At 70.1% G+C, this 15,470-nt stretch carries 18 protein-coding genes; 5 read left to right on the top strand and 13 right to left on the bottom strand.

Going from position 1 to position 15,470, the window contains the following annotated elements; translation table 11 throughout:
• Nucleotides 1-101: 101 nt before the first annotated feature.
• From ACH4SI_RS10750 to ACH4SI_RS10740, 3 genes are all read right to left on the bottom strand, one after another.
• Nucleotides 102-425, bottom strand: a complete 324-nt coding sequence (locus tag ACH4SI_RS10750) for an STAS domain-containing protein (protein ID WP_398294931.1) — start codon at nt 423-425, stop codon at nt 102-104.
• 158 nt (nt 426-583) lie between these two features.
• Nucleotides 584-1,432: a 3-hydroxyacyl-CoA dehydrogenase family protein gene (locus tag ACH4SI_RS10745; RefSeq protein ID WP_398294929.1), complete on the bottom strand. Its 849-nt coding sequence runs from the start codon at nt 1,430-1,432 to the stop codon at nt 584-586.
• A gap of 82 nt (nt 1,433-1,514) precedes the next feature.
• Entirely contained in the window at nt 1,515-2,156 is a 642-nt protein-coding gene (locus ACH4SI_RS10740; protein ID WP_398294927.1) for a TetR/AcrR family transcriptional regulator, read from the bottom strand.
• A gap of 80 nt (nt 2,157-2,236) precedes the next feature.
• Here ACH4SI_RS10740 and ACH4SI_RS10735 point away from each other — a divergent pair, with 80 nt between their 5' ends.
• Genes ACH4SI_RS10735 through ACH4SI_RS10725 form a run of 3 tightly spaced genes read left to right on the top strand, consistent with a single transcriptional unit; the run spans nt 2,237 to nt 4,375 of the window.
• Nucleotides 2,237-3,022 (top strand): ABC transporter ATP-binding protein, encoded by a 786-nt coding sequence (locus tag ACH4SI_RS10735; protein ID WP_398294925.1) that lies wholly within the window; start codon nt 2,237-2,239, stop codon nt 3,020-3,022.
• A gap of 14 nt (nt 3,023-3,036) precedes the next feature.
• The gene (locus ACH4SI_RS10730) at nt 3,037-3,792 is read left to right on the top strand and encodes an ABC transporter permease (RefSeq protein ID WP_398294923.1); all 756 of its coding nucleotides are present in this window, start codon (nt 3,037-3,039) and stop codon (nt 3,790-3,792) included.
• Nucleotides 3,793-3,802: 10 nt separating this feature from the next.
• Nucleotides 3,803-4,375: a cob(I)yrinic acid a,c-diamide adenosyltransferase gene (locus ACH4SI_RS10725; RefSeq protein ID WP_398294921.1), complete on the top strand. Its 573-nt coding sequence runs from the start codon at nt 3,803-3,805 to the stop codon at nt 4,373-4,375.
• A gap of 688 nt (nt 4,376-5,063) precedes the next feature.
• On the opposite strand, the gene ACH4SI_RS10720 is transcribed toward ACH4SI_RS10725, so the two are convergent.
• Nucleotides 5,064-5,615, bottom strand: coding sequence for a hypothetical protein (locus tag ACH4SI_RS10720; RefSeq protein WP_398294919.1), 552 nt, complete (start codon nt 5,613-5,615; stop codon nt 5,064-5,066).
• A 166-nt stretch (nt 5,616-5,781) separates the two neighbouring features.
• Between ACH4SI_RS10720 and ACH4SI_RS10715 the strand changes: the two genes are divergently transcribed.
• Nucleotides 5,782-6,999: a sensor histidine kinase gene (locus tag ACH4SI_RS10715; RefSeq protein ID WP_398294917.1), complete on the top strand. Its 1,218-nt coding sequence runs from the start codon at nt 5,782-5,784 to the stop codon at nt 6,997-6,999.
• Nucleotides 6,983-7,675, top strand: a complete 693-nt coding sequence (locus ACH4SI_RS10710) for a response regulator (RefSeq protein WP_398294915.1) — start codon at nt 6,983-6,985, stop codon at nt 7,673-7,675. The genes ACH4SI_RS10715 and ACH4SI_RS10710 overlap by 17 nt, the downstream gene beginning before the upstream one ends.
• Nucleotides 7,676-7,684: 9 nt before the next feature.
• Here the strand turns inward: ACH4SI_RS10710 and ACH4SI_RS10705 are convergent, their stop codons facing one another.
• The 9 genes from ACH4SI_RS10705 to atpB all read right to left on the bottom strand — a co-directional run bounded on the left by ACH4SI_RS10705 (nt 7,685) and on the right by atpB (nt 15,308).
• Complete coding sequence (locus ACH4SI_RS10705) at nt 7,685-8,134, bottom strand: DUF2550 domain-containing protein (protein WP_398294913.1); 450 nt, start codon at nt 8,132-8,134, stop codon at nt 7,685-7,687.
• 120 nt (nt 8,135-8,254) lie between these two features.
• A complete protein-coding gene (locus ACH4SI_RS10700) occupies nt 8,255-8,632 on the bottom strand; it encodes a F0F1 ATP synthase subunit epsilon (RefSeq protein WP_398294911.1) in 378 nt (125 codons plus the stop codon).
• 112 nt (nt 8,633-8,744) lie between these two features.
• On the bottom strand, nt 8,745-10,187 hold the full coding sequence (gene atpD, locus ACH4SI_RS10695; protein WP_398294909.1) for a F0F1 ATP synthase subunit beta: 1,443 nt from the start codon (nt 10,185-10,187) through the stop codon (nt 8,745-8,747).
• Nucleotides 10,188-10,192: 5 nt separating this feature from the next.
• Nucleotides 10,193-11,107, bottom strand: a complete 915-nt coding sequence (locus ACH4SI_RS10690; RefSeq protein ID WP_398294907.1) for a F0F1 ATP synthase subunit gamma — start codon at nt 11,105-11,107, stop codon at nt 10,193-10,195.
• A 2-nt stretch (nt 11,108-11,109) separates the two neighbouring features.
• Nucleotides 11,110-12,681 carry a F0F1 ATP synthase subunit alpha gene (gene atpA, locus ACH4SI_RS10685; protein ID WP_398294905.1) on the bottom strand — a complete coding sequence of 524 codons (1,572 nt, stop codon included), beginning with the start codon at nt 12,679-12,681 and terminating at the stop codon, nt 11,110-11,112.
• 89 nt (nt 12,682-12,770) lie between these two features.
• Nucleotides 12,771-13,586 carry a F0F1 ATP synthase subunit delta gene (locus ACH4SI_RS10680; RefSeq protein ID WP_398294903.1) on the bottom strand — a complete coding sequence of 272 codons (816 nt, stop codon included), beginning with the start codon at nt 13,584-13,586 and terminating at the stop codon, nt 12,771-12,773.
• The gene (locus tag ACH4SI_RS10675; RefSeq protein ID WP_055547699.1) at nt 13,583-14,143 is read right to left on the bottom strand and encodes a F0F1 ATP synthase subunit B; all 561 of its coding nucleotides are present in this window, start codon (nt 14,141-14,143) and stop codon (nt 13,583-13,585) included. The genes ACH4SI_RS10680 and ACH4SI_RS10675 overlap by 4 nt, the downstream gene beginning before the upstream one ends.
• A gap of 40 nt (nt 14,144-14,183) precedes the next feature.
• Nucleotides 14,184-14,426, bottom strand: coding sequence for an ATP synthase F0 subunit C (gene atpE / locus ACH4SI_RS10670; RefSeq protein ID WP_398294900.1), 243 nt, complete (start codon nt 14,424-14,426; stop codon nt 14,184-14,186).
• 72 nt (nt 14,427-14,498) lie between these two features.
• Nucleotides 14,499-15,308, bottom strand: coding sequence for a F0F1 ATP synthase subunit A (gene atpB / locus ACH4SI_RS10665; RefSeq protein WP_398294898.1), 810 nt, complete (start codon nt 15,306-15,308; stop codon nt 14,499-14,501).
• Nucleotides 15,309-15,470: the final 162 nt, after the last annotated feature.

Below are 15,470 nucleotides of genomic sequence, written 5' to 3'. Positions count from 1 at the left end.
CGCCGTAGGGATGATGCCCGGCGAGCGCCGGACAAGACCTCGTCACAGTATCCACCGGCCCCGGAACGGCCCGCGCCACCCCGGAGGTTCAGCAGGGATTTCTAGACGCGCGGCAGGCTCTCCGCCTCGAGCCCGCCCTCGATCGCCAGGATGCGGTGCAGCCGGGTGGCCACCAGCAGCCGCTGCATCTGGGGCGGCACCCCGCGCAGGACGAGCCGCCGGCCCGCGCGGCCCGCTCGCCGATGGGCCTCCATGATCACGCCGAGCCCGGTGGCGTCCCAGGAGTCCAGCTCGGTCAGGTCGAGTACGAGATCTCCTCCGCCGGTGTCAACGGCGGTGTGCAGGGCCGTACGGGCGTCCGCCGCGCTCCGGACGTCCAGTCGGCCTCCGACGACCATCTCGGCGTGGTCGCCCCTGATGTGCATATGCGCTCCCCTGGATGGTGCGTCGTCGTGTCGTCAATGCGCCATTTCTCTCCACAGAACTGACTGCCTCTCACCCGAGGAAGTTGCCGTCTGTAAGCGAACCGATACCGAATTCACCCGGGAGGGTGAGTTATGGGCCTGGCGCCGCACCAGGGCCCTCAGTAGCGGTAAAAGCCCCCACCGCTCTTGCGGCCGATGTCACCCGCGTCGACCATCCGGCGCATGATCTCCGGTGGCGCGAACTTCTCGTCCTGGGACTCGGTGTAAATGTTGTCGGTGGCGTGCAGCAGGATGTCCACGCCGGTGAGGTCGGCCGTCGCGAGGGGTCCCATCGCATGGCCGAAGCCCAGCTTGCAGGCGATGTCGATGTCCTCGGCCGTGGCGACCCCGGACTCGTAGAGCTTGGCGGCCTCGACCACGAGTGCCGAGATCAGGCGCGTGGTGACGAAGCCCGCGACATCACGGTTGACGACAATACAGGTCTTGCCCACGCCCTCCGCGAACTCCCTTGCCGCGGCCAGCGTTTCGTCGCTCGTCTTGTAGCCGCGCACCAATTCGCACAGCTGCATCATCGGGACGGGCGAGAAGAAGTGCGTGCCCACGACCCGCTCCGGGCGCTCCGTCGCGGCGGCGATCTTGGTGATCGGGATGGCGGAGGTGTTGGACGCGAGGACGGTGTCATCCTTGACCAGTCCGTCGAGGGTGCGGAAGATCTCCCGCTTGACGTCGATCCGCTCGAAGACGGCCTCCACCACGACATCCGCGTCGGCGGCGGCGTCGAGGTCGGTCGTGGTGGTGATGCGGGCCAGCGCCTGCTCGGCCTCCGCGGCGTCCAGCTTGCCCTTGGAGACGAACTTCTCGTACGAGGCACGGATTCCGTCGGTGCCGCGACGCAACGCCTCATCGGTCACATCGCGCAGGACGACGTCCCAGCCCGCCTGGGCGGAGACCTGCGCGATACCGGACCCCATGAGTCCGGCTCCGATGACCGCGAGCTTCTTGGCCACGACACACACCCCTTCGTCGACGTTCGGTGTGCGTGGACCTTAACGCCCGTTCACCCCTTGGGGCAGCCCTTAGTAAGGCGCGTCACGGTGTGTTCTTCACCGCATAGTTGAGCACCGTGTCGCTGAGAAGCGACTCCATGACGTCGACTGCCCGCAGGGCGTCCTCGGCGACCTCGTCCATGCCGCCGCCCTCCGTGAGTCCGCGGATGATGCCGCGCTGAACGGCGTTACGGAGCCCGACCAGTTGGTGGGCGACGAACTCGGGGGTCGGGTCCTGCGGCTCGGCGGCCGCCTCCTCGCGCAGGGTCACACCGAGATGGCTGACCGTCTTCCCCTGGATGGTGAAGAGCCTGGCCATCAGCGTCGGCGAGTCCACCATGACCTGGCGGAACCGCTCGTAGCCCTCGCTCAGCCCGACATACGGCTGACGCTCGCGGATGTCCCGGCGCAGCTGCTCCAGCAGCGCCTGCGCCGCCGACTGGCCGACCGCGCGCTCCCGTACGAGCCGGGAGGGGCGGTCGATGACCTCGTCCTCACGGTCGACGAAGAGGTCCTCCTTGGTCGGGAAGTAGTTGTAAACCGTGTTGACGGAGACCTCGGCCGCCTCGGCGATCTCCGCGATCGTGACCGCCTCGAAGCCGCGCTCCATGAACATCCCGGTCGCCACGTCCGAGATGTACTGCCTGGTCTGCCGCTTCTTCCGCTCCCTGAGCCCTTCCGCCATGCCGTCCATTCTAGCTTTGATGGGGTCGCTTGATTTTTGGAGTCATTGCGATTTTAGGGTGGTCCTGCTTTTCTTGGCGCATGCCAGTCCTCACCACGAGCGGGCTCGCCCGCACCTTCCGGACCAAACGCGGCCCCGTGGAGGCCGTCCGCGGCATCGACCTGACCGTGGAGGCCGGGGAGATCCTGGGCTTCCTCGGCCCCAACGGCGCGGGCAAGACCACCACGCTCCGCATGCTCACCACGCTGCTCCCGCCCACCGGCGGCACCGCCACGGTCGCCGGTCACGACCTCGCCACCGACCCGGCCGGGGTGCGCCGCCGCATCGGGTACGTCGCCCAGTCCGGCGGGGTCGACCCCACCGTCTCCGTACGGGAGGAACTCGTCACCCAGGGGCGGCTGTACCGGCTCCCCAAGCCGGACGCGGTCGCCCGCGCCGACGAACTGGCCCACGACCTGGACCTGACCGACCTGCTCGACCGCCCCTGCGCCGCCCTCTCCGGCGGGCAGCGGCGCCGCCTGGACATCGCGCTGGGCCTCGTCCACCGGCCCGGGATCCTGTTCCTGGACGAGCCGACGACCGGTCTCGACCCGGCCGGGCGCGCCGATCTGTGGGACCTGATCCGCCGGCTGCGCGCCGAGCACGCCATGACCGTCTTCCTGACCACCCACTACCTCGACGAGGCGGACGCCCTCGCCGACCGGCTCGTCATCGTCGACCAGGGCCGGGTGGCCGCCGAAGGCACGGCGGAGCGACTCAAGACCGAGTACGGCGGCTCGCCGGACGCCACGCTCCAGGACACCTTCATCGCCATCACCGGACGCCGCGCCGCACCGCGCGACCCCGCCGCATCGCTCGCCGTCTGACCCCGGGAGCCCCCATGCCTCACGTCATCTCCGACACGGCCCTGATCTTCCGCCGCCAGCTGCGCCAGACCCTGCGCTCCAAGCCCGCCATGGTCTTCGGCCTCGTCCAGCCACTGCTGTTCCTGGTCTTCTTCGGCCCGCTGCTCACCGACATACCGCTGGGCGGCGAGGGCAACTCCTGGCAGACCATCGTCCCCGGCATCCTCATCCAGCTCGGCATGTTCAGCGCCTCGTTCGCCGGGATCGGCCTCGTCTTCGAAAAGCGCATGGGCGTCATCGAGCGGATGCGGGTCACTCCGGTCAGCCGACTGGCCCTGCTCATGGGCCGGGTCCTCAAGGACGTCGTCCAGCTCCTGCTCCAGTCCGTGGTGGTCGTGCTCGTCGCCATCGCCATGGGGCTGCGCGCGCCGGTGCCGGGCATCCTGATCGGCTTCGCCTTCGTCGCCGCGCTCACCGTCTCGCTCGCCTCGCTCTCGTACGCGCTGGCCATGCGCGTGGAGTCGCCGCAGGAATTCGCCCCCGTCATCAACTCCGTCACCATGCCCGCGATGCTGCTCTCCGGCATCCTGCTGCCGATGTCGCTCGGCCCGCGCTGGCTCGACATCGCCTCGCACTTCGTGCCGTTCCGCTACCTCGTGGACGGCGTACGGGCCGCCTTCGCCGGGGACTACGGGGACGGCAGGATCGGGCTCGCCTGCCTGGTCGCCACCGGGCTCGCCGCCGTCGCCGTCACCCTCGGCACCCGCCTCTTCCGGCGGGCCGGGGCGTAGGCTCGGCTTCATGGTCAATCTCACCCGCATCTACACGCGCACCGGGGACAAGGGCACCACTTCCCTCGGCGACATGAGCCGCGCCGACAAGACCGACCTGCGGATTGCCGCGTACGCCGACGCGAACGAGGCGAACGCCGCGCTCGGTGTGGCCATCGCGCTGGGCGCGCTGCCGGCCGAGATCACCGACGTCCTGGTCCGGGTCCAGAACGACCTGTTCGACGTGGGCGCCGACCTGTCCACCCCGGTGGTCGAGAACCCCGAGCATCCGCCGCTGCGGGTCGAGCAGAGCTACATCGACCAGCTGGAGGCGGACTGCGACCGCTTCCTGGAAGACCTGGAGAAGCTGCGCAGCTTCATCCTCCCCGGCGGCACCCCCGGCGCGGCCCTGCTGCACCAGGCGTGCACGGTCGTACGGCGGGCCGAGCGGTCGACGTGGGCGGCCTTCGCCGAACACGGCGACTCCATGAACCCGCTCACCGCGACCTACCTCAACCGGCTGTCCGACCTGCTCTTCATCCTGGCCCGCTCGGCCAATAAGGAGGTCGGCGACGTCCTGTGGGTCCCCGGCGAAAACCGCTGACGCTGAGCCTCGCCGACCGGCGTCAGGGGCGCGGCCCCGGCGCGGTCCGGCGGTGGGACTCCCCGGTGAGAACCGCTGACGCGGGGTCTTCCCCACCCCGCCCCTTCCCGAACCGGGGCCGGCCCCGGACCCCGGACAGCCGCGGGCGTGTCAGGGCGCGGCCACAGCGGAGCCGGGGGCGGAAACCCCAGCCGGGGCCCGGGACGCAGCCCCAACGGGGTCTGGGGCGGGCCCCGGAGGCGCAGCCCCAGCCAAGGCCCGGCGGCTCAGCCTCAGCCCGGGACCAGGACTCCCCCAGGCTGACCAGAGGCACAACTCCGGCCGAAGCAGCCGGGGCGGGAGCGCAGTCCCAGGCGAGGGGCGAGGGCACAGCCCCGAAGGAGGCCGGGGGCAGGCCCGGGTGGCCCGGTGACGGACCGGGGGTCAGGGGCGCAGCCCCGGCAGGGGTCCAGGGGCGCAGCCCCAGGCAGGGGCCCGGGGGCGCAGCCCCAGACGGGGGCTCGGGGCGCAGCCCCAGACGGGGGTCCAGGGGCGCAGCCCCAGACGGGGGCCCGGGGGCGCAGCCCAAGGCGGGGGTCCGGGGGCGCAGCCCCAGACGGGCGCCCGGCAGCGCAGCCCCAGACGGGGGTCCGGGGGCGGAGCCCCCGGGTTCGGGGAGGGGCGGGGTGGGGACTTCCGCCGGAGGCGGCTAGTGCGCGTCCGACTTGGCGGGGGCGCGCTTGGGCCAGAGGGTGTAGCTCCCCGCGATGATCACGTTGATGCCGATCACGAGGAGCATCTTCGACTGCCACTCGCGCAGCGAGCCGCTGTCGCCGTCGTCGCCGACGTACCAGATCGCGCCCTGGAGCAGCGCCATCGCGATGACCGCCGCCAGGATCCAGCGGGCGGCGGTCTTCCATTCGTGGGCCGCCCGCGCCATGCCGTACTTCGGCGGCTTCACCGGCGGCGGGCCGTGGAAGAAGCGGTGGGCCACCCGGGCGTCGACCCACTGGATCGTCTGGTGGCCCAGGGCGGCCGAGTAGCCGATGTAGACCGCGGCGAGCCCGTGCTTCCAGTCCGGTTCGGCGCCGTTCTTGAGGTCGATCGCGGTCGCCACGAACAGCACCAGCTCCAGCATCGGTTCACACAGCAGCACGCCCACACTCGCGCGCGGCATCCTGGCCACGTACCGCAGGGCCAACCCCACGGCCAGCAGCACCCAGAAGCCGACCTCACAGGCGATGATCAGCGCGACAATCACGGTTTCGCTCCTCTCGGTTCCTCCTCCCTCACCGTTCCGTGCGATCCGGCCCTCCGCCTCGTCGCGGGCGACGAAACCCGACTGCATCCTTCGATGTACGCCGCGCACCGGCAGGCAGGACCCGGAGGGGAGGCCCGCGCCCCACGGCGCGTGCTGTGATGGGGGCATGCCGCACCGCCTGCCGCGCCCGCACCGCGACGACTTGCTGATCGGCCTCGCCGGGGTGCTCGGCGGGGGGCTGCTGTGGACGCTGGGGCTGCACAACAATCCGCCGTTCTTCGGGACGCCCCAGTGGCTCGGGCTGGTCGCACTGGCCGTCATCTCGGGGGCGGAGCTGCTGCGGCGTACGGCGCCGGTCGCGGGGCTCGTCATCGGGACCGGCGCCGTGGCCGCGGACCTCTGCAGCGGCGGGCTCGCCGCGACGCTCCTGATGTATACGGACCTGATCTACGCGGCCGTCATGTACGGCACCCCCGCCACCGCCCGCAACATCCCCCGCCTGTGCGTGCTGGTCACGGCGGTGGCGACGGCGGTGCCGCTGGCGGTCGTCCGCGAGCCCTGGACGCTGGTGATCGGCATGCTCGTCGCGGTGTTCACCATCAGCCCGGCGTGGACCGGCGTGCTGGTCCGCAACCACCGGGAAGAGGCCGCGGCCGCCCGCCTGGAGGCCGAACGCGTCGCGCTGCTCGCCGAGTTGGACCGCCGCGAGGCGGTCACCGCCGAGCGGGCCCGGATGGCCCGCGAGCTGCACGACATGGTGGCGGGCCACCTCTCCGCGATCGCCATCCACTCCACCGCCGCCCAGTCACTCAAGGACCCGGCCGCGACGGAGGAGGCGCTCGGCGTCATCCGGGAGAACAGCGTGCACGGGCTCGCCGAGATGCGGCGGCTGATCGGCCTGCTGCGCGACGCGCGCGACGACGAGGGAGAGGGCCGGCCGGCCGCCGCGCCCACCCTCGACGCCCTGGACAGCCTGCTGGAGCAGGCCAGAAGCACCAGTTCACCGGAAGGCCAGGACTTCGTCCTGCACGACGAGCGCCCGGCGGGCTCCGCCCCGCTGCCCGCCCCGGTCGAACTCGCCGCGTACCGCATCGTCCAGGAGTCCCTGACCAACGCCCTCAAGCACGCCGCGCCAGGCAGGGTGCACGTGACGCTCACGCATCCCGCGAACGGCGCCCTGGAGGTCAGCGTGATCAGCCCGTGCGGCCCGTACAGCGAGCAACCCACCCCACGGGCGCCCGGCACCGGCACCGGGCTGATCGGGATGCGGGAACGCGTCACGCTGCTCGGCGGCACCCTCGACGCGGGCCCCGTCCCCGGCCCCACCGGCACGGTGTGGCGGGTCCGGGCCGCCCTGCCGCTGAGGGATGACAACCAACCATGACAGCACAGGAGCCGCGGTGAATCAGCTACAGCCCACGCCCATCCGGGTGCTCGTCGCCGAGGACCAGGCCGCGGTGCGCTCCGGGCTCGTGCTCATCCTGCGGTCGACGCCCGGCATCGAGGTGGTCGGCGAGGCCACCGACGGCGAACAGGCCGTGGCGCTGGCCCGGGCGCTCCGACCCGACGTGGTGCTGATGGACGTCCAGATGCCCCGGCTCGACGGAGTCTCCGCGACCCGGCAGGTGGTCGCCGAGGGGCTGGCCGACGTCCTGGTGCTGACCACCTTCGACCTGGACGAGTACGTCTTCGGGGCGCTGCGCGCCGGTGCGGCCGGGTTCCTGCTCAAGGACAGCGACGCGGCACGGCTCGTCGAGGCGGTCCGTACGGTCGCGCGCGGCGAGGGGCTGATCGCGCCCGCGGTGACCCGCCGTCTGATCGCGGAGTTCGCCCGGTCGGGGGGCGGGACGGCGGCCGATCCCGTGGTGCTCGCCGCGCTCACCCCGCGCGAGCGCGAGGTGCTGGGCTGTCTCGGCCAGGGGATGTCGAACGCGCAGATCGCGGCGCACCTCACCATGGCGGAGGCGACGGTGAAGACCCACGTCAGCCGGCTGCTCGCCAAGCTGGAGCTGCGCAGCCGGGTCCAGGCGGCCGTCCTGGCACAGGAGTTGGGGGTGTGAACGAAACTCTCAGGCCACGTTGACGCGCTGGCCGGGCGGGGCGGCCTCCAGCCAGGCCAGGAAGCCGGTCAGGGCGTCCTCGCTCATCGCCAGCTCCAGCCGCGTACCGCTGTGCCGGCAAGCCAGGATCACCGCGTCGGAGAGCAGGGCCAGCTCTTCCTCGCCCTTGGGCGTACGCCGCTCCAGCACCTCGATCGAGGCGCGCTCCAGCGTGCGCCGGGGGCGGAACGCGTACGAGAAGACCCGGAACCACTCGATCCGGTCACCGTTGTAGCGGGCGATCCCGTACACCCACCCCTTGCCGCTGGGCTCCGCCTCGGGCCCGGGCGCGCCCCAGCGCATCGAACAGTCGAAGGTGCCGCCGGACCGCTGGATCAGCCGCCGCCGCAGCCCGAAGACGAAGAGTCCCGCCACCACCAGCGCGACGACCACGCCGCTCACGAGCAGAGCGAGGACCATCTTCACCGACCTCCTCGCCTCATCCGGAAAAACCGCACCTGCATCGCCTCAGCCGCGGACCGCTGAAGAGGAACTCCAGCGAGGTCCGCGGCTGAGGCTTTCCGACCGTACGTGACAGGCTCAGTGCACTCCCGCCACCGCACGCAGCCGGACGTCGGCGCGCCGCTCGGCGGCGGCGTCCGCCGCCGACTTGGCGCGCTCCAGCGCCCGCTCCGCGCGCTTGATATCGATTTCGTCGGACAGCTCCGCGACCTCGGCCAGCACCGAGAGCTTGTCGTCCGAGAACGAGATGAACCCGCCGTGCACCGCGGCGACGACCGTCCCGCCGTCGCTCGTACGGATGGTCACCGGGCCGGACTCCAGCACACCGAGCAGCGGCTGGTGGCCGGGCATGACGCCGATGTCACCCGATGTGGTGCGCGCGATGACCAAGGTGGCCGTGCCGGACCAGACACTACGGTCCGCCGCGACCATCTCGACGTGCAGCTCAGCAGCCAACGTGGCTCCTCGGGTCTGAAACCTGCCGGTTACGACAGGGCTTTCGTCAAAGAATAACGGGCGTGCGGAGAGGGGCGGGACCGGGCCCACCCCTCTCCTCAAGCTACGGGGCTCAGGAGACGCCCAGCTCCTTGGCCTTGGCCTTGAGGTCGTCCAGGCCACCGCACATGAAGAACGCCTGCTCGGGGAAGTGGTCGTACTCGCCGTCGGCGATCGCGTTGAACGCGGCGATCGACTCGTCCAGCGGCACGTCCGATCCGTCGAGACCGGTGAACTGCTTCGCCGCGTGGGTGTTCTGCGACAGGAAGCGCTCGATGCGGCGGGCGCGGAAGACGGTGAGCTTGTCCTCCTCGCCCAGCTCGTCGATGCCCAGGATGTTGATGATGTCCTGGAGGTCCTTGTACTTCTGCAGGATCGACTTCACGCGCGAGGCGCAGTCGTAGTGGTCCTGCGAGATGTAGCGCGGGTCCAGGATCCGGGACGTCGAGTCCAGCGGGTCCACCGCCGGGTAGATGCCCTTCTCCGAGATCGGCCGGGAGAGCACCGTGGTCGCGTCGAGGTGCGCGAAGGTGGTCGCCGGGGCCGGGTCGGTGAGGTCGTCCGCGGGGACGTAGATCGCCTGCATCGAGGTGATCGAGTGACCACGGGTCGAGGTGATGCGCTCCTGGAGGATGCCCATCTCGTCGGCCAGGTTCGGCTGGTAGCCCACCGCGGAGGGCATGCGGCCGAGCAGGGTCGAGACCTCGGAACCGGCCTGGGTGAAGCGGAAGATGTTGTCGATGAAGAACAGCACGTCCTGCTTCTGCACATCGCGGAAGTACTCCGCCATGGTCAGACCGGCCAGGGCGACGCGCAGACGGGTGCCCGGGGGCTCGTCCATCTGGCCGAAGACCAGCGCGGTCTGCGGGAGCACGCCGGACTCGGCCATCTCCTCGATCAGGTCGTTGCCCTCACGGGTGCGCTCGCCGACGCCGGCGAACACGGAAACGCCCTCGTGCAGCTTGGCCACACGCATGATCATTTCCTGGATGAGGACGGTCTTGCCGACGCCCGCGCCGCCGAACAGACCGATCTTGCCGCCCTTGACGTACGGGGTCAGCAGGTCGACGACCTTCAGGCCGGTCTCGAACATCTCGGTCTTGGACTCGAGCTGGTCGAAGGCCGGGGCCTTGCGGTGGATGGCCCAGCGCTCGGTGACCTCGGACTCGGCCTCGGGCTCGTTGAGGATCTGGCCGAGGGTGTTGAACACCCGGCCCTTGGTGACGTCGCCGACAGGCACGGTGATGCCGGTGCCGGTGTCGGTCACCGGGGCCTGGCGGACCAGGCCGTCGGTGGGCTGCATGGAGATGGAGCGCACCAGGCCCTCGCCGAGGTGCTGCGCGACCTCGAGGGTCAGGGTCTTCTTCGCCCCGTCCTGGGCCGGGTCGGCGATCTCGACGTGCAGGGCGTTGTAGATCTCCGGCATCGCGTCGACGGGGAACTCCACGTCGACGACCGGGCCGATGACCCGCGCGACGCGGCCCGTCGCCGTGGCCGTCTCAACAGTGGTGGTCATAGTTGTCAGTCACTCCCCGCAGAGGCGTCGGCCAGAGCGCTCGCGCCACCGACGATCTCGCTGATTTCCTGGGTGATGTCGGCCTGGCGGGCCGCGTTGGCAAGCCGCGTGAGCGACTTGATGAGTTCATCGGCGTTGTCGGTCGCCGACTTCATCGCCCGCCGGGTGGCCGCGTGCTTGGAGGCGGCGGCCTGCAGCAGGGCGTTGTAGATCCGAGCCTCGACGTACCGCGGCAGCAGGGCGTCGAGGACGTCCTCGGCCGACGGCTCGAACTCGAAGAGCGGCAGCAGCTCGCCCTTCTTCTCCTGCTCCTCCGCCTTCTCCTCGAGGCTGAGCGGCAGCAGCCGGTCCTGGACCGGGGTCTGCGTCAGCATCGAGACGAACTCGGTGAACACGATGTGCAGCTCGTCCACGCCGCCGTCGGCCGTCTCCTGGAGCACGGCCTCGATCAGCGGTCCGGCGATCTTCTTGGCATCGGCGTAGGTCGGGTTGTCGGTGAAGCCCGTCCACGACTCCGTGACCTTGCGCTCACGGAAGGTGTAGTAGGCGACACCCTTGCGGCCGACGATGTAGGTGTCGACCTCCTTGCCCTCGCCGGTGAGCCGCTCGGTGAGCTGCTCGGCCGCCTTGATGACGTTGGAGGAGTAGCCGCCCGCGAGCCCGCGGTCGCTCGTGATGAGCAGCACCGCGGCGCGGGTCGGGTTCTTGGCCTCCGTGGTCAGCGCGTGCTGGGTGGTGGAGCCCTTGGCCACGGCGCCGACCGCGCGGGTCAGCTCGGTGGCGTACGGGGTCGACGCCGCCACCTGACGCTGCGCCTTGACGACGCGCGAGGCGGCGATCATCTCCATCGCCTTGGTGATCTTCTTGGTCGCGGAGACGGACTTGATCCGCCTCTTGTAGACCTTGACCTGGGCACCCATACTCAGCCCTCGCCCAGCAGCTTGCCGTCCGAGGTCTCGAACTGCTTCTTGAAGCCGTCGACGGCCTCGCCCAGCGCCGCGATCGTGTCGTCGGACATCTTGCCGCCCTCGACGATGCTGGTCAGCAGCCCCTTGTGCTCACGGTGCAGGTAGTCCAGCAGCTCGCGCTCGAAGCGGCGGACGTCCTCGACCGGCACGTCGTCCATCTTGCCGTTGGTGCCGGACCAGATGGAGACGATCTCGTCCTCGGTGGAGAACGGGGCGTACTGGCCCTGCTTCAGCAGCTCGACCATGCGCGCACCGCGCTCCAGCGACGCCTTCGAGGCCGCGTCCAGGTCCGAACCGAAGGCGGCGAACGCCTCCAGCTCGCGGTACTGGGCGAGGTCCACACGGAGGCGGCCGGAGACCTGGCGCATCGCCCTGTGCTGCGCGGAACCACCGACTCGGGAGACCGAGATACCGACGTTGAGGGCCGGCCGCTGGTTGGCGTTGAACAGGTCGGACTCGAGGAAGCACTGACCGTCGGTGATGGAGATGACGTTGGTCGGAATGAACGCCGACACGTCGTTCGCCTTGGTCTCGACGATCGGCAGACCGGTCATCGAGCCGGAGCCCATCTCGTCGGAGAGCTTGGCGCAGCGCTCCAGCAGCCGGGAGTGCAGGTAGAAGACGTCGCCCGGGTAGGCCTCACGGCCCGGCGGGCGGCGCAGCAGCAGCGACACGGCGCGGTACGCGTCGGCCTGCTTGGACAGGTCGTCGAAAACGATCAGGACGTGCTTGCCCTGGTACATCCAGTGCTGGCCGATGGCCGAGCCGGTGTAGGGGGCGAGGTACTTGAAGCCCGCCGGGTCGGACGCCGGGGCGGCGACGATCGTCGTGTACTCCAGGGCGCCGGCCTCCTCCAGCGCGCCGCGCACGGACGCGATGGTGGAGCCCTTCTGGCCGACGGCGACGTAGATGCAGCGGACCTGCTTCTTCGGGTCGCCGGAGCGCCAGTTGTCACGCTGGTTGATGATCGTGTCGACGCACAGCGCGGTCTTGCCGGTCTGCCGGTCGCCGATGATCAGCTGACGCTGACCGCGGCCGATCGGGGTCATGGCGTCGACGGCCTTGTAGCCGGTCTCCATCGGCTCGTGAACCGACTTGCGGTCCATGACCGTGGGGGCCTGAAGCTCGAGGGCGCGGCGGCCCTCGGTCTCGATCTCGCCGAGGCCGTCGATCGGGTTGCCCAGCGGGTCGACGACGCGGCCGAGGTAACCCTCGCCGACGGCTACCGAGAGGACCTCGCCGGTGCGGTGCACCTGCTGGCCCTCCTCGATGCCGCTGAACTCGCCGAGGACAACGGCACCGATCTCGCGCTCCTCGAGGTTGAGGGCGAGGCCGAGGGTGCCGTCCTCGAACTTCAGCAGTTCGTTCGCCATGGCCGAGGGAAGACCCTCGACCCTCGCGATGCCGTCGCCGGCAACGCTGACCGTACCGACCTCCTCGCGCGAGGCCGCGTCCGGCTTGTACGCCTGGACAAAGTTCTCCAGCGCGTCCCGGATCTCCTCCGGCCGGATCGTGAGCTCCGCCATCTGGGTTCCCTGCTCTCCTTGTTGGGCCCGAAGTAAGTGACTACGGCCCAACTCGGGCCGCTTACATGCTTGTTGAGTTGGTGGCTGGATCAGCCGGCCATCCGTCGGCTCGCCTCTTCGAGGCGGTCCGCGATGGTCCCGTTGACGACCTCGTCGCCGATGCGTACCACGACCCCGCCGAGGACCTCCGGGTCCACGTCGAGGTTGAGGTGCACCTTGTGTCCGTACAGCTTCGCCAGGGCGTCGCCGAGGCGCTCCTTCTGCCGGTCGCTGAGCGGCACCGCCGAGGTGACGACCGCGACCATCCGGTCCCGGCGCGCCGCGGCGAGCCGGGACAGCTCGTCGAGACCCGCCTCCAGGCTACGTCCGCGCGGCTGGGTCACAAGACGCACGACAAGCCGCTCGGTGACCCGGTCGGCCCGGCCGCCCAGCAGCTCGCGGACCAGTCCGGCCTTGGCCGTACCGCTCGCGCGCCGGTCAGCCAGCGCCGACCGCAGCTCGGACGAGGAGGAGACGATCCGGGCGAACCGGAACAGCTCGTCCTCGACGTTGTCGAGGGTGCCGGCCCGCTGGGCCGCCACCAGGTCGGCGCTGCTCGCCAGCTCCTCGACCGCGTCCGCCAGGTCGCGCGAGCGCGACCAGCGGGAGCGGACCATGCCGGAGACCAGGTCCAGGACCTCGCCGCCGACCTGCCCGCTCAGCAGGCGCCGGGCCAGCTCGGCCTTGGCCTCGCCGGGCTGCGCCGGGTCGGTGAGGACCCGGCGCAGCGAGACCTCACGGTCGAGCAGCGCGGTGACGGCGGCCAGCTCGTCGGCGAGCTTCACCGCGTCGACGGACGTGTTGTCCGTCAGCGCGTCGAAGCGCTCGCGCGCGGCAGCCAGTGCCTCCCTGCTCGCTCCGTTCATCGTCCGGCCTCGGCCTTCGAGCCGTCGGCCGCCTTGGCCTCGAGGTCGTCGAGGAAGCGGTCGATGGTGCGGCTCTGCCGGGCGACGTCCTCGAGGGACTCGCCGACGATCTTGCCGGCCAGGTCGGTGGCGAGCTTGCCCACGTCCTGGCGCAGCGCCGTACCGGCCTGCTTGCGCTCGGCCTCGATCTGGGCGTGGCCGGCCGCGATGATCTCCTCGCGCTGCCGCTGACCCTCGGCACGCATCTCCGCGATGAGCGCGGCACCCTGCTCCTGCGCCTCCTGGCGCAGTCGGGCGGCCTCGTGACGGGCGTCGGCGAGCTGGGCGCGGTAGTCCTCGAGGACCTGCTGGGCCTCGGCCTGAGTTGCCTCGGCCTTCTCCATTCCGCCCTCGATCGCCGCGCGGCGCTCATCCAGAACACGGTTGATGTTCGGGAGGAGCTTCTTGGCGAAGAAGATGAAAACGATGGCGAAGGCGATCAGGCCGATGACAAGCTCTGGGATCGGCGGGATGAGCGGGTTCTCCTGCTCCTCCGCCAGGTGTACCAGGGCGTTCACATCCGTACCTTTCGTCGCAACAGCTATCGGCGAGCTGGAATTACTGGCCGTAGACGAACGGCATGACCAGACCGATCAGGGCGAGCGCCTCACAGAGCACGAAGCCGAGGATCTGGTTGGCACGGATCAGACCGGCGGCCTCGGGCTGGCGGGCCATGGCCTGGGTGCCGTTACCGAAGATGATGCCGACGCCGACGCCGGGGCCGATGGCGGCGAGGCCGTAGCCGATCGCACCAACGGAGCCGTGAACACCATCAGCAGCGAGGGACTGGAGAGCGGACATGCCGGTTCTTCCTTCTGTTTCATGGGCCGGTGGGGGTTGGCCACCGGATGTCTTGCGGACTGGGGCAGGGGCTCAGTGGTGCTCGGCGAGAGCGCCCTGGATGTAGCTGCAGGCCAGCAGGACGAAGACGTACGCCTGAAGGGCCTGGATGAAGAGCTCGAAGGCGGTCAGCAGGATGACCATCACGAACGAGACGCTCGCGTACGCGATCCCGATGCCGTTCAGCAGGTACCAGCTGCCGATCGTGAAGATCAGCAGCAGGACGTGACCCGCGAACATGTTGGCGAAGAGCCGGACGGCGTGGGTGAACGGCCGGATCAGCAGGTTGGAGAGCAGCTCCAGGGCCATGACCAGCGGCAGGACCGGGCCGATCGACTTGTCGTAGCCGGAGATGTTCTTCAGGGCGCCGACGAAGCCGTGGCGCTTGAAGGTGAGGCTCACCCACAGGATGTAGACGAGCGCGGCGAGTCCCGCCGGGAAGGCGATGATCGACGTCACCGGGAACTGGGCCAGCGGGATCACGGACCAGAGGTTCATGATCCAGATGAAGAAGAACAGGGAGACCATGAGAGGGACGTACTTGTCGCCCTCCTTCTTCCCCAGGGCCTCGTAGACGACGCCACGGCGCACGAAGTCGTAGCCCGCCTCGCCGACCATCTGGAGCTTGCCGGGGACGACCTTGGCCTTCCCGAAGGCGGCCCAGAAGAACGCCACCACGACGACGGTCCCGAGCAGGGCAAGCAGCATCGGCTTGTTGAATTCGAAGCCGCCGATCGTGGCGATCGGCTCGAACGTGAACGAGTGAAGCCCTGGGGCCGGAAAGCCGCACCCGTTGAAGATGTGGCAATCGGTCTCGAAGGCGAGCGTCTGGTCAGGACTCACCGCGAGCTCCTTCAGCGTGGCGCATGGGTACGGCAACCTCGATGTGTCGGCGCGGCGCATGGCCACGGAGCGGCACTGGACTGGTTCTTACGAATGTGGGGGCGGCTTGTGCGTACAAGACCGCAGGGCTCACGGGCAGCAGCTGCATGGGCCGCCGATTCC

It is taken from the genome of Streptomyces sp. NPDC021212 (assembly GCF_044332925.1).
Taxonomy (GTDB): domain Bacteria; phylum Actinomycetota; class Actinomycetes; order Streptomycetales; family Streptomycetaceae; genus Streptomyces.
This window is presented reverse-complemented; position numbering and strand designations above follow the sequence as displayed.